Origin of the sequence: Pseudoalteromonas sp. SM9913 (assembly GCF_000184065.1) — a bacterium.
Classification (GTDB): Bacteria; Pseudomonadota; Gammaproteobacteria; order Enterobacterales; family Alteromonadaceae; genus Pseudoalteromonas; species Pseudoalteromonas tetraodonis.
Map to the genome: position 1 here is coordinate 2,050,970 of NC_014803.1, position 14,076 is coordinate 2,065,045.

A 14,076-nucleotide genomic window follows, 5' to 3' on the forward strand; every position below is an offset into this window, starting at 1 on the left:
CTTTACGTAGTTAATCACAAAAACCGATCACACTGACAGGAGTATTTAGCATTCAAATACTCGTTGATACTCTGTTATAACTTTTTGATAGTAAAGTCTATCTTTATTGAGCATTCGAGTATAATGGTTAAGCAATTGCTGCTGATATTGATGATGTTGTGGATTGTGTTTATCCCACATTTGAGCACCGGTTTGAGTGAGTGTTTGGCTAGCATTTACACTAACGTATAATACTTCGTAAAAACGTTTTTTTTCAACAATAATTTGCTCGTTTTCGAGCTTTAAATTACAGGCTTTTAAACCTTCGCGCACTTTGTAAAGATGCTGGATGGGGCAAATAATAAAACTGAGTTGGTGCAAGCTTTGCGGGTTGTTGGCAATAATTTGTTCAATAAGCTTTAAACATAAATCGCCCCCCACACCAGCAATAACCACCACTTGCTTTGCAGCTGTTGGCAATTTAATTTGCGCAACATCTTCGCAGCGCACTTGCCATGAAGGTAAAGATTTACCTTGCTCAAATTGTTGCAGCGACTGTTCGAGCGCTTCCATTAACGTTGGAATAATATCCACAAAATTTATATGTTTTGCTATACCGCGCTCAAGTAACGCCATCCCTAAAAAGCCATGATCGCAGCAACAATCCCAAACAATATCGTAAGGCTCTGTAATTAATGAATTGATGGCGTTTAAACGTTTACTCAGTTTCATTTAACTCACTATGTTTTTGTTTTGTACACCAATGCTTTTAAGCTTTTATCGCTATCAATTTCAATAAAGCGATCAGTCGGTTCTAGGCGTTTAACAAACTCAATAGCACCTTGAGTATGTTCTTGAATAAGTGCTTTAAAGTCGTTTTCTGAAAGCTCTGGGCTATTAGCGCATAACAACAGCTGTGTAGTATCGTTTAAAAGCTCAGGAAGTCTGCGCAGCACTTTTTGGTAGTCTTTTGTTAATATAAAACTGCCTTTTTGAAAGCTAGGTGGATCAACAATAATTAAATCAAACGGTGCGGCTTTTTTTAGCTTACCAAACGACTTTAAAATATCATGCGGTAAAAAACTGACGCCCCTATCAACATTGTTTAATTGATGGTTTTGCTTACCGACTTTTAACACGCCTTTGCTCATATCCATGTTCATCACATGATCGGCACCGCCGTGCATAGCCGCTACCGAAAAACCACAAGTATAAGAAAACAGGTTAAGTACTTTGGCGTGTTTACTATTTTGCATGACAAACTCACGGCCTTTTCGCATATCTGGAAAAATACCGGTGTTTTGCTTACTCATTAAATCAACCAAAAAACGCACACCATTTTCGGCTACGCTATGGCGCGCGGGCAATTGCCCGTGAACAAGGGTGTTATGGCTTTGTAGCCCCGCTCGCTGCTGATACACCAATGCAGTAATTAGCTCTGGATGATGTTGTTGTGCCCACTGCCATAATGTATCGGTGAGCGTAGTGAGTGTTACCTCATCAATTTCACTGTATGACACCAAAAACAAACTCGGTGGATAAAAGTCTAAGTTAATATGGCTTAGCGCTTCTACGCTGTGGCCGCGACCATGAAATACGCGGCATAATTCGTTATCTGCAAAAGGCGTGTCTGCTAATGCATTAATAAGAGGAGTAAAATCGATTGTCATTTAATTAATCAACTGTTGTTGTAGTTCATGTATTTCATCGCGTACAGAGGCGGCTTTTTCAAATTCTAAATCACTGGCGTAGGCATGCATTTTGGTTTCAAGCTGCTTAATTTGCGTGGCAATTTCTTTCGCACTAAGAATTTTTTTAGACTCTTTACGAATAAGCTGTAAGTTATCTTGTGGTGAAGCATCTTCACCTACATCCATTACATCGAGTATCTTTTTGATCAGTGCTTTAGGCTCAATACCGTGCTTAACATTATAAGCATGCTGTATATCGCGGCGTCGCTGGGTTTCATCAATGGCTTTGGCCATCGACTTAGTGATTCTATCACCGTATAAAATAGCACGACCATCAAGGTGGCGCGCAGCACGGCCTATGGTTTGAATAAGCGAGCGAGCTGAGCGTAAAAAGCCTTCTTTATCGGCATCTAAAATAGCTACTAATGCCACTTCTGGCATATCTAAACCTTCACGTAGTAAGTTAATGCCTACTAACACATCAAACACACCGGCACGTAAATCACGAATAATTTCGACCCGCTCTACGGTGTCTATGTCAGAGTGTAAATAGCGTACTTTTACATTATGTTCGCTTAAATAATCAGTTAAATCCTCAGCCATGCGTTTGGTCAGTGTTGTTACTAACACGCGCTCGCCTTTTTCAACACTTTTATAAATTTCTGAGAGTAAGTCATCAACCTGATCGCCAACCGGGCGCACTTCTATTAATGGGTCAAGTAAGCCGGTTGGACGAATAACTTGTTCAGCAACCTCGCCATTGCTGCGCTCTAATTCAAAATCACCCGGTGTGGCCGACACATAAATAGTTTGCGGTGCAATGGCTTCAAATTCTTCAAAACGCAGTGGACGGTTATCCATGGCCGAGGGCATTCTAAAACCGTATTCAACGAGGTTTTCTTTACGACTTCTATCGCCTTTATACATAGCGCCAATTTGCGAGACAGTTACGTGCGATTCATCAATAATCATTAATGCATCGTCGGGTAAATAATCGAGTAATGTTGGCGGTGGATCACCAGGTGTACGCCCCGATAAGTAACGACTGTAGTTTTCAATGCCTGAGCAATAACCAAGCTCGGTCATCATTTCTATGTCGTATTGGGTACGCTGCGCAATACGTTGCTCTTCAACTAATTTATTAGCGCTGAGTAATTGTGCCCTGCGCTCTTTAAGCTCAACTTTTATTTTTTCGATGGCTTCGAGTATTTTTTCTCGTGGCGTTACATAGTGAGTTTTAGGGTAAATAGTTGCACGCACTATATGTTTTTCAACAGCACCAGTGAGGGGGTCAAAAATACTTAGGCGTTCAACTTCATCATCAAACATTTCTACACGTACTGCATAGGTATCTGATTCAGCGGGAAATATATCCACCACTTCGCCGCGAACACGATATGTACCACGACTAAAATCAATATCGTTACGGGTGTATTGCAGCTCTGCAAGGCGGCGCAGCATATCGCGCTGGTCGACTTTTTCGCCCACTTTTAAAAGCAGCATCATTTTCATGTATGAATCAGGATCGCCCAGACCATAAATCGCCGATACCGACGCAACGATTATGGTATCGCGACGCTCTAACAGCGCTTTAGTGGCGCTGAGCCGCATTTGCTCAATGTGTTCATTGATGGATGCATCTTTTTCAATAAAGGTGTCGCTGGCTACCACGTAGGCTTCTGGTTGGTAGTAATCGTAGTAAGATACAAAGTACTCAACTGCATTATGCGGGAAAAATTCTTTCATCTCGCCGTATAATTGCGCCGCTAAGGTTTTATTGTGCGCCATAATAATAGTGGGGCGATTTAAATCACTAATGATGTTAGCCATCGTGAAGGTTTTTCCCGTCCCTGTTGCGCCCAATAAGGTTTGATGAGCAAGCCCTGCTTCTAAACCTTCGCACAACTGAGCGATAGCGGTAGGCTGATCCCCAGCGGGTTTAAATTTTGATTCTAACTGAAAATGATCGCTCAATGACTACACTCCTGTAATGCTTGACTGCTTAACGCTTCAATTTCTTTCATAAACCACTTATAGGCTACAAGGGCTGTGAATAAATTACCAATGGCCGCGCCAATAAACAAGCCGATTAAACCTGCCAGTTCATTCCCGATATACGCAAAGGGAACATAAAAAATAAATAACCGAATTACGCTCAAAACTAAGGCGTTCATGGGTTTGTGTAAAGCGTTAAACGAGGAGTTGGATAAAATGATCACTCCTTGCAAGCCATAACTTAATGGGATGGTATAAATAAACAGTTTTATGACATCAACAACGGCTTGCTCCTTACCAAATATTTCACTGATGACGCCTGAGAACATAATTAATAAAATATAAATAACAAACTGCCATAACATCACAAATTTTAAGGTTCCTAGGTAGGCATCCTTTACGCGAGAAAAATGACTGGCTCCAAAGTTTTGACTAATAAAAGGTGGCAAAGTCATCGATAATGCTAATACCACCAAACTCGCTATTGATTCTATTCGACTCCCTACTCCAAAAGCAGCCACAGCCTCTGGACCATGATGTGCAACCAATGCTGTCATTACTGCCATAGCAACCGGTGTTAGCATGTTAGCACCTGCTGCGGGTAAGCCTATTTTTAATATTTTACGAATAGCTCCAATAACCGTTTGCGACCCTGCTTTTAAACTCAATAAGCGCTTTTTAGCAATTAATAAGTATAAAATAATTGCCACAGCAACTGCCCATGCTATAACACTGGCGATGGCGGCTCCTTTAATGCCAAACGCAGGAATGGGGCCAAAACCAAAAATAAGTACAGGATCGAGTACCGCATTGATAAGCCCCGCTCCACCCATAATAATACTCGGTGTTTTAGTATCGCCACTGGCACGCAGTACAGAATTACCAATCATCGGGGTAATTAAAAATACACTGCCTAAAAACCAAATACTGATATATTCATGAATGAGCGGTAATACTTGCTCCCCAGCTCCGAGTAAAGTAAAAATAGGATCAATTAATAAATAGCCACACGCAGATAAAACCAACACTAATACCACCGCAATCAACAACGATATACTGGCATCAAAACGCGCTTCTTCAATATTGTTACTGCCTAATGCTTTTGCTATTACCGCTGAGGTACCTATGCCTAAACCAATCGCTAAACTAATAACGGTAAAAGTGACGGGAAATGTAAAGCTCACTGCAGCAAGCGGCTCAGTACCCAATAAGCTAATGAAAAAAGTATCAACTATGTTGAACATCATTAGGGTGATCATCCCAAAGATCATCGGAATGGTCATTTTCTTTAATGTAGGCAAGATTGGGGCGGTGAGTAAATCAGGGCGAGTATGTGATTGAGAATGTGCGCGCATAAAATAAATAAGCCTCTTTTACTGAACGGCATATTTTAAAGCATCCGAGCTGTTCAAGCCATGCTTTATTAAATCTAAACAATTAATTAAACGTTTAATCTACAAACTGTTATTTTTATGCCTTTGTAAACAAATTTTGCGCTAACACACTAAAAACCAAATAAAATACATTTATGTAACTTTTGCAACATTTATTTTTTAGGTTTTGTTGATTTATCACACAGTCAGAGACTGTGTTTTATCGTCACGAAAAATTTTATTTATCGATTAAGTGAGTAACTTAGCTGAATCGTAAGCTATTGTTTTTAAATGTATAAAAAAAAAGCTTTTAAATACTTGAAATCGTTGTAGCGCCCTACAATGCTGGGGGTGCTGATGTTCTTAAAGTTTCATAAACAGAGTTATCCACAGAAACCGTGGATAACTCAATCAACCCCACGTTTATAAAGGGCTACAACCGAGTGCTAAATTGTCTGATCATTTGGTTTTTTCCGTTACCAATATGCAAACAGCATTGTATGCCCCTGTTATGTGTATGAAGGTGATTTTTTCTTAGACTAATATCAGTGAGTAACACACTCAAACAGGTAGCTAACTCATTGATTGTTTTATTTTTGTACAAAGCATTGCTGCTGCAGTCAAAATTTATATTATGTTTTAGCGCTATTTTAGTTTACGTAACTAATACGCATTTAGTTCAACCGTTTTAACGTACCAAAAATAAAAAGGAGCCATTTATTTTAAATAAGTTAATTATCGCTTTATAAAAATACAGGAAATAGAACGCGTTTTTGCTATTAAAAGCCGTTTTCTTAAATTTTACTCATCACTTTATTAGCTCAAATTACAAACTTCATGCAAATATTACCCTGTTTTTATAAAACAATATCACTGCGCTTTACTTAAATAGTGTTACAAAACGCGCAGATTGCACATAAAAACAACGAATAGACCTCTTTTTTGAATTTATGATCTTTTATATGTTGACACTTTGCTATGCGGTCATTAATATTTCGCCCCGTTGAAAGGCAAGACGCTTCCCCCTTAGCTCAGTTGGTTAGAGCGACGGACTGTTAATCCGCAGGTCCCCCGTTCGAGTCGGGGAGGGGGAGCCAATTTACTACAATCACATAGACATACCCTCCAATTTGCTCTACCATTCTTCTTTTAAAATAAAAACTTTTTTGCTTAAAAAACTAACCATTTGATAACTATTGATATCGAGCTATAATTAGTTTAATAATCATGAGGTTGTGTCCTCCCCCATTTGACATAAAAAGATTAAATAATGGCAGCTTTCAAAAAACTTATTCTTATACAACTGTTAGCTTGGCTGGTACTTGTTTCCGCTGGTAGTTATTTTATTAGCCAAAATTTTGATAATGCCATCGGCAACGCTCAAAAAAATGCACAAGCGACCGTTGAGCAATACATTAAAAATCTCTCTGCGACAGATATATCAGCAGAAAATCTTAAAAATACGCTTGCAACTAGTGAAACCTTTTCAAATTTTGTTTTACGTGACTATCAAGGCGTTGAAGTATTTTCGGTTAACAATGCAGTGCAATTACCTTTTATTGCTGAGCTTATTCAATCTAGTAGCAACTCAGTACGTCCTCAGTACGCCACAAATAATAACGCCGATATAAAAATTGAATTTAAATTAAACATTACTCACTTGGGTGAGCAGTTTCAAACCGCGTTTTTTGTTATTTTAATTGTTAGCACCCTACTCGCCCTAATACCTATTATATTGATGAAAACCATTGTTAAGCACATTAATGACAATATATGTACGGACGTTGCTGATGTTATTGATGTATATATCAATCAAAACCAACTAGGTGATGATTTTGCAACTAAAATTGATTCACCTGAGTTAGCTAAGTTAGGGAAAAGTTTAATTCCTAGCTTTAATCGTTTATCGCACTTTTTAAAAAGTAAAAACGACAATATAAAAAATGCAGCCCACGATATTAAACGTGAAGCCTACAAAGACGGTGTTACTGAATTAGGTAATCGCAATATGTTTGTTGATTACTACGAAAAAAATATAGAAAACACCGAAATAAGTACATTTGGCTCTTTAGCACTTGTCCGCTGTAGTGAGTTACAGTCAATTAATCAAAGTCGAGGCTATCAAAAAGGTGATGAGTACATTAAGTCGGTTGCAGATATCATAGTAAATATCAGTGGTACCTATTCCGGCAGTCAAGTTTTTAGAGTAAACAGCTCTGACTTTATAATTATATTGCCGAATACCCCGTTAAAAGAAGCTGAAAAATTTGGTGAAAACTTACAATCTCGCTTTACTCAATATATGCAAAACCAAGAGCTTAGCTCGGTTGCAAACACAGGTATTGTGGGATACGAAAAAGCCAAACCTTTAGGTGAGTTGCTCTCTATCGTTGATAACGCAATGAGTATGGCGCAATCTAAGCAAGCTAATGCGTGGCATGTGCAGCGCGATACTGATCTTGTTAATAATGTGAGCGCAGGGTTTGGTAACCAAAACTGGCGTAAAGTGATTAACGAAGTGATCGAGTCTAAAAGCGTCCACTTAGTGATCCAAAATATTATGCCATTAGGTAAAAGCATTAAAGCCTATGCTGAAATTCAAGCCCGCTTCAAAACAGAAGAAAATCAAGCTTTGCCTACCGCTTCATTTTTAGCAATGGCTGAAAAGCTCGATATGGCAATAGAAATTGATAAGTTAATTATAGAATCGTCATTAGAAAGAATAAAATCGAGTAATTTATCTGAAAAATACTTTGGCTTAAATATTACCCCTTCAAGTGCGCACAGTGACCAATTTATGATTTGGTTAGAGCGTCGTTTGCTTAAAGATACCCATATTGCTTCTAAGTTAATTTTTGAGGTGAGTGAATTTGGTCTGCAACAAAACATTAAAGCAAGCAAACGTTTTATTGATATGGTGCATCGCGTTGGAGCCAGAATTACTGTTGAACGCTTTGGTGTAGGACTCACATCATTTAAGTTTTTCAGAGATTTAAAACCAGACTTTATTAAAATGGATGCAAGTTATACCCGAGGCTTAGAGGATGATAAAAATAATCAGTACTTTATGCGTTTAATGGTCGACCTTGCTCACCGAATTGGTGTCAGTGTTTTTGCTGAGGGCGTTGAAAGCCAAGAAGAAAAACACATTGTAGAAACGTTATGCCTAGATGGTGTTCAAGGTTACTACATTGAAAAGCCCAAAGACATCTAACGCCTCTACTCCAATTAACGTAAAAAAGAGCATGTATGCTCTTTTTTACGTTCTAAAGTGTGCTTTTATGAATTTTCAGCCGTTAAAATGCTGACAGTTTTTTAATTGCAATGTTCCTTGATTTTAACCCTTTACAATTAGCCCATTATTTAACGTTGTTTATTTAACTGATAATCACTCAACGTGTTGTTAATCACAGTAGAAAAAAGGATAATACACGGGATTTTATTAGCGTGAGGCACACATGACAGAATACGTCTTGTTATTAATTGGAACAGTGTTAGTCAACAACTTTGTATTAGTACAATTTTTAGGCCTTTGCCCGTTTATGGGTGTGTCTGGGAAACTTGACACAGCCATAGGTATGTCTTTGGCAACTACCTTTGTGCTAACGCTTGCCTCTGTGACAAGCTATTTAGTAAATGAGTATATTTTATTACCATTGGATATTACCTATCTGAAAACAATGAGCTTTATTTTAGTGATAGCTGTTGTTGTACAATTTACTGAAATGGTTGTCAGAAAAACCAGTCCAACGCTTTACCGGTTACTGGGAATATTTTTACCTTTAATAACCACTAACTGTGCGGTCTTGGGTGTTGCTTTATTAAATATCAAAGAAGATCACACGTTTTTACAATCGGCCGTTTATGGCTTTGGTGCTGCGGTGGGTTTTTCATTAGTATTGGTTTTATTTGCTGCATTGCGCGAACGTTTAGCCGCAGCAGACGTACCAACCCCATTTAAAGGTGCCTCAATCGCAATGATAACGGCAGGTTTAATGTCAATGGCCTTCATGGGTTTTACTGGATTAGTGAAGTTTTAATATGACCTTGTTGTACGCTTTAATAGCGCTGGGTTTGCTGGCGTTAATTTTCGGATTAATTTTAGGGTTTGCAGCAGTACGCTTTCGAGTTGAAGGTAATCCTGTTGTAGAACAAATCGACACTATTTTACCGCAAACACAATGCGGCCAATGTGGTTACCCGGGCTGTCGTCCTTATGCAGAAGCCATTGCCAATGGCGATGAAATAAATAAATGCCCTCCAGGTGGTGAAGCGACCGTTAAAAAGCTAGCTGATTTAATGGGGGTTGAGGCTAAACCCCTCGCTGGCGGCGAACAAGCAGATCCGGTTAAAACAGTGGCGTATATCCGCGAAGATGAATGTATTGGCTGTACTAAATGTATTCAAGCCTGCCCTGTTGATGCCATTGTGGGTGCAACACGTCAAATGCATACCGTTCTAATTGACGAATGCACTGGCTGCGATTTGTGCGTTGAACCTTGTCCGGTCGATTGTATTGACATGCTACCTGTTGCACCAACAAAACAAACCTGGAAATGGCAATTAGACGCTATTCCTGTTACCCAAATAGATTAGAGGTTTGAGTGGAAAAGTTACTTGAACAAATAAAAAAAGGCACCGTTTGGGCATTTCCTGGCGGCGTACATCCTCCTCAGCAGAAATCATTATCTAATAGTGCGCCTATAGCCAGACTCCCTTTGCCTGAAAAACTTGTTCTGCCTTTAAAGCAGCACATTGGCGCTAGTGGTAAATTAATAGTTGAAAAAAACCAGCACGTGTTAAAAGGCCAAGCGTTAACAAAGCCATCAGCTAATTGGTCGGTGCCAATACATGCACCTACATCAGGTACTATTATTGATATTACGCCTATGCCATCAGCGCATCCTTCGGCATTACCTGAATTGAGCATTATTATTGAACCCGATGGCAACGAAACCTGGTGTGAATTATCGCCTTTAGCAAACCCAGCCACTGCATCACACGATGAACTGGTTGATGTTATTCATAATGCGGGGATCTCTGGCATGGGCGGCGCAGGCTTCCCAACCTATGTAAAAGCTGATATTAAACAACCTATTGAATTTTTGATTGTTAATGCGGTTGAGTGTGAACCTTACATCACGGCTGACGATACCTTAATGCGTGAGCACGCCGCTGAAATAGTCAAAGGTATTGAGCTAATGCAGCAGTTACTCAATCCGACGCTGTGTATTATTGGCATTGAAGACAATAAGCCCGAGGCTATCACAGCCATGACAGAAGCGGCGAAGCATAACGAGCATATCTTAATACAAACCGTGCCTACTGTTTACCCTTCTGGCGGTGAAAAACAGCTAATAAAACTGCTCACTAACCGTGAAGTACCAAACGGCGGTATCCCTGCTGATATCGGCATTTTAGTACATAACACCGGCACTTTATTTGCGATTCAGCAAGCTGTATACGAAGGTAAACCGTTAATTGAACGTGTCGTTACCGTTACCGGCAATACTATACATAATCCAGGCAATGTATGGGCGTTATTAGGTACTGAAATTAAGCACTTACTTGATTGCCAAGGTTTTTCACCGGTGCCACAACAACGCGTGGTCATGGGCGGCCCTATGATGGGCTTTACCTTACCCACAGTTCGTATTGGCGTTGTTAAAACAACAAACTGCATACTTGCCCCAGATCATAAAGAATTAGCAGAGCCTGGCCCAGAAAAAGCCTGTATTCGCTGCAGTGCCTGTGCCGATGCCTGCCCTGCCTCGTTATTGCCACAACAATTACAATGGTTTGCTAAATCAAAAGAATACGACAAACTCCAAGAGCATAACTTATTTGACTGTATTGAATGTGGTGCCTGTGCCTATGTATGCCCTAGTGAAATACCACTTGTTCAGTATTACCGCGTTGCAAAAGTTGAAATTAAAGAGCAAATTGCCGAGAAGATAAAATCAGATCGCGCTAAAGAGCGCTTTGATGCACGTAAAGCGCGTTTAGAGCAAGAACAAGCTGAGCGAAAAAATCGCCATAAACGTAAACCTGCCCCTAAATCGACCGAAGAGCAGCAAAAAGTAGCCGATGCCCTTGCCCGCGTTAAAGATAAAACCAGCGATGGTGACAATAAATCAGCTGTAGCAGCGGCAATTGCGCGTGCTAAAGCGAAAAAGCAAGGTGGCGAACTCGAGCCAGATAACAGTGAAGTTGCAAAAGAGCGCGCAGCACGTAAAGAGCAAGCTCGCCTTTATAAAGAGCAAAAAGCACAAAACAATGGTGATGACGAGCCTGTAGATGATAAAAAATCAGCCGTTGCTGCCGCTATTGCCCGTGCTAAAGCCAAAAAGCAGCACAAGCCAATGAAGCAAGCGCAAAGTGATGACACAGTAAGTGAATCGCCAGTCGCTGCCGATGATAAAAAAGCTGCGGTAGCTGCTGCTATTGCCCGTGCTAAAGCTAAGAAAGCAGCACAAGCTAATGCATTAGCACAACAGAATGAAAACGCTGAGCCACAAGGCAACGATGAATCTTCAGAAAATTCACAGCAAACAGCTCAAGCGAAGAAAAAAGCCGCCGTAGCCGCCGCCATTGCCCGTGCTAAAGCTAAAAAGCAACAAAAAGAAGGAAACGATCAGTCATGAAACTAACCATGGCCAGTTCACCCCACAATCATAGTCACAAGTCTGTGACACGGTTAATGCTAACTGTGATTGCGGCCTGTATTCCTGGTGTTATTGCACAAGTTGTATTTTTTGGCACCGGTGTCCTTATTCAATTATTATTAGCGTTAGTGTGTGTAAGCGCATTTGAAGCAGCCATTATGCTAATGCGTAAGCGCCCTATTTGGCCTTCATTAAGCGATGGCAGCGCATGGCTAACCGGCGTGCTATTAGCGATTAGTGTTCCGCCTTTAGCGCCGTGGTGGGTTATTGTTATAGGGTGTTTGTTTGCCATTGTTATTGTTAAGCAACTTTATGGTGGTTTAGGCTTTAATTTATTTAACCCTGCAATGGCAGCTTATGTACTTTTATTAGTGTCGTTCCCTGTGCAAATGACGGCCTGGTTACCCGTTACAGAGTTACTCAATAAGGGCATTACTTTTAGCCAGCAGCTTAGTCTAATATTTAGTGACTTTACAACGTTAGGATACAGCTTAGATCAGCTCAGAGTGGGTATTGATGGCAGCACGATGGCCACCCCTCTTGATACGTTAAAAACAGATATTGCTCATAGCCTTACCGTCACTGAAAGTATGCAAAAACCGGTATTTAATGAATGGGTTGGCCTAGGTTGGGGTTGGGTTAATTTAGCCTTCTTACTCGGTGGCCTTTATTTATTAAAAACAAAAGTGATTAACTGGCATATACCAATGAGTTTTATTGCCAGTTTAAGCCTATGCGCTGCGATTGGTTATATTGCCTCGCCAGGCACTGAGCCGGGTCTGGTATTTCACTTATTTAGTGGTGCGACTATGCTCGGAGCCTTTTTTATTGCAACCGATCCTGTATCAGCTGCGACCACTAATCGAGGCCGCCTTATTTATGGTGCCGCGATTGGTTTAATTGTGTATTTAATTCGTACATTTGGTGGCTTTCCGGATGCCGTTGCATTTGCCGTATTACTGATCAATATTGCAGTTCCGCTTATTGATTACTACACACAACCAAGAACCTATGGCCATGGAGCAGTAAAATGATTATTTCTTCAATGGTAAAAAATGGCGCAATATTATGCGGCTTCGCACTCCTTACAACAGGGTTAGTGGCCACCATAAACTCGTTAACGGCCGATAAGATTGCAGAGCAAGAGCAACTGCAATTAACTAATCAGTTACAAGAAGTATTACCGCACAGCAAGTACACTAATGAACTTTCTCAAGATTGTGTGATTATATCAGACCCTTTACTTGGGCCATACGACAACCAAGTAATTTACCGTGCACGTAAAGATGACGAGCCCGTTGCATTAGTCATTCGTCATGTCACTCCTAGCGGCTACAGTGGCGATATAAACTTGCTTAGCGCGGTATATCGCGATGGCAGCGTTGCTGGTGTAAGGGTTACTAAGCATGAAGAAACCCCAGGTTTGGGCGATAAAGTCGAAATTAAAAAATCAGACTGGATCACCTCATTTAATTCAAAAACAGTACAAAGCGAAAGTGACGCGCGTTGGGCCGTTAAAAAAGATGGCGGTCAGTTTGATCAGTTTACTGGCGCAACCATTACGCCTCGCGCTGTAGTTGGCTCAGTTAAAAACGCCGTAGTGTATGCACAAAATAACTTTGATGATCTTTTTGCAGCAGCGAATGCTTGCCCTGAGGTAACACCATGAGTGAATTAAAAACCCTTTACAAAGAAGGCTTATGGGGAAATAACCCCGCCTTAGTACAGTTATTAGGTTTATGCCCTTTACTTGCTGTTACCTCCACAATCACTAATGCGCTAGGTTTAGGCTTAGCAACCTTGTTAGTGTTAGTGGGCTCTAATATTACCGTATCATTTGTGCGCAACTGGGTGCCTAAAGATATCAGAATACCGGTTTTTGTAATGATCATTGCCGGTTTTGTGACGATTGTGCAGCTGTTAATGAACGCCTACACTTTTGGCCTTTATCAATCTCTGGGGATTTTCATTCCGTTGATTGTGACTAACTGCGCCATTATTGGTCGTGCTGAAGCATTTGCCTCTAAAAATCCAGTGTATTTATCTGCCTTTGATGGCTTGATGATGGGCTTAGGATTTATGTTGGTGCTGATTGTACTTGGCGCTATGCGAGAGCTGATTGGCCAAGGCACCTTATTCGATGGCGCCGATTTATTACTCGGTCCTTGGGCTTCAGCTTTACGCATCGAAGTATTTAGCTTTGATAGCCAGTTTTTACTGGCCATTTTACCACCAGGCGCATTCTTAGGGCTTGGGCTGCTGATCGCCGCAAAAAACGTCATTGATGCACAAATAAAATCAAAACAAGTAACGCCGCCAGAAGCTGAAAAAGGCCCACGTGCACGTGTTACTAGCTTAACCTAAGGGGAAAAC

Annotated in this window: 11 protein-coding genes and 1 tRNA gene; 8 read left to right on the plus strand and 4 right to left on the minus strand. The window is 40.6% G+C overall.

All coding sequences use genetic code 11. The features are described from left to right. Nucleotides 1-45: 45 nt before the first annotated feature. Genes PSM_RS09335 through PSM_RS09350 form a run of 4 tightly spaced genes read right to left on the minus strand, consistent with a single transcriptional unit; the run spans nt 46 to nt 5,020 of the window. Nucleotides 46-711, minus strand: coding sequence for a tRNA (adenine(22)-N(1))-methyltransferase TrmK (locus PSM_RS09335; protein WP_013465276.1), 666 nt, complete (start codon nt 709-711; stop codon nt 46-48). A gap of 8 nt (nt 712-719) precedes the next feature. Further along, nucleotides 720-1,649: a class I SAM-dependent methyltransferase gene (locus PSM_RS09340; protein WP_013465277.1), complete on the minus strand. Its 930-nt coding sequence runs from the start codon at nt 1,647-1,649 to the stop codon at nt 720-722. Next, the gene (gene uvrB / locus PSM_RS09345) at nt 1,650-3,644 is read right to left on the minus strand and encodes an excinuclease ABC subunit UvrB (protein WP_013465278.1); all 1,995 of its coding nucleotides are present in this window, start codon (nt 3,642-3,644) and stop codon (nt 1,650-1,652) included. Next, nucleotides 3,641-5,020, minus strand: a complete 1,380-nt coding sequence (locus PSM_RS09350) for an MATE family efflux transporter (protein WP_013465279.1) — start codon at nt 5,018-5,020, stop codon at nt 3,641-3,643. Before PSM_RS09350 ends, uvrB begins: the two co-directional genes overlap by 4 nt. A gap of 1,038 nt (nt 5,021-6,058) precedes the next feature. Here PSM_RS09350 and PSM_RS09355 point away from each other — a divergent pair. From PSM_RS09355 to PSM_RS09390, 8 genes are all read left to right on the plus strand, one after another. Then, a tRNA-Asn gene (locus PSM_RS09355) sits at nt 6,059-6,135 on the plus strand. Nucleotides 6,136-6,308: 173 nt separating this feature from the next. Further along, a complete protein-coding gene (locus PSM_RS09360; protein ID WP_013465281.1) occupies nt 6,309-8,252 on the plus strand; it encodes a bifunctional diguanylate cyclase/phosphodiesterase in 1,944 nt (647 codons plus the stop codon). Between the two features lie 244 nt (nt 8,253-8,496). Beyond that, nucleotides 8,497-9,078, plus strand: a complete 582-nt coding sequence (gene rsxA, locus PSM_RS09365) for an electron transport complex subunit RsxA (protein ID WP_008115244.1) — start codon at nt 8,497-8,499, stop codon at nt 9,076-9,078. A gap of 1 nt (nt 9,079) precedes the next feature. Then, a complete protein-coding gene (gene rsxB, locus PSM_RS09370; RefSeq protein WP_013465282.1) occupies nt 9,080-9,634 on the plus strand; it encodes an electron transport complex subunit RsxB in 555 nt (184 codons plus the stop codon). Between the two features lie 8 nt (nt 9,635-9,642). Continuing rightward, the gene (gene rsxC / locus PSM_RS09375; protein WP_013465283.1) at nt 9,643-11,682 is read left to right on the plus strand and encodes an electron transport complex subunit RsxC; all 2,040 of its coding nucleotides are present in this window, start codon (nt 9,643-9,645) and stop codon (nt 11,680-11,682) included. Then, entirely contained in the window at nt 11,679-12,737 is a 1,059-nt protein-coding gene (gene rsxD, locus PSM_RS09380) for an electron transport complex subunit RsxD (protein ID WP_016900423.1), read from the plus strand. The genes rsxC and rsxD overlap by 4 nt, the downstream gene beginning before the upstream one ends. Next, nucleotides 12,734-13,372, plus strand: a complete 639-nt coding sequence (gene rsxG / locus PSM_RS09385; protein WP_013465285.1) for an electron transport complex subunit RsxG — start codon at nt 12,734-12,736, stop codon at nt 13,370-13,372. The genes rsxD and rsxG overlap by 4 nt, the downstream gene beginning before the upstream one ends. Then, entirely contained in the window at nt 13,369-14,067 is a 699-nt protein-coding gene (locus tag PSM_RS09390; protein WP_013465286.1) for an electron transport complex subunit E, read from the plus strand. Before rsxG ends, PSM_RS09390 begins: the two co-directional genes overlap by 4 nt. The last annotated feature ends 9 nt before the right edge of the window (nt 14,068-14,076 follow it).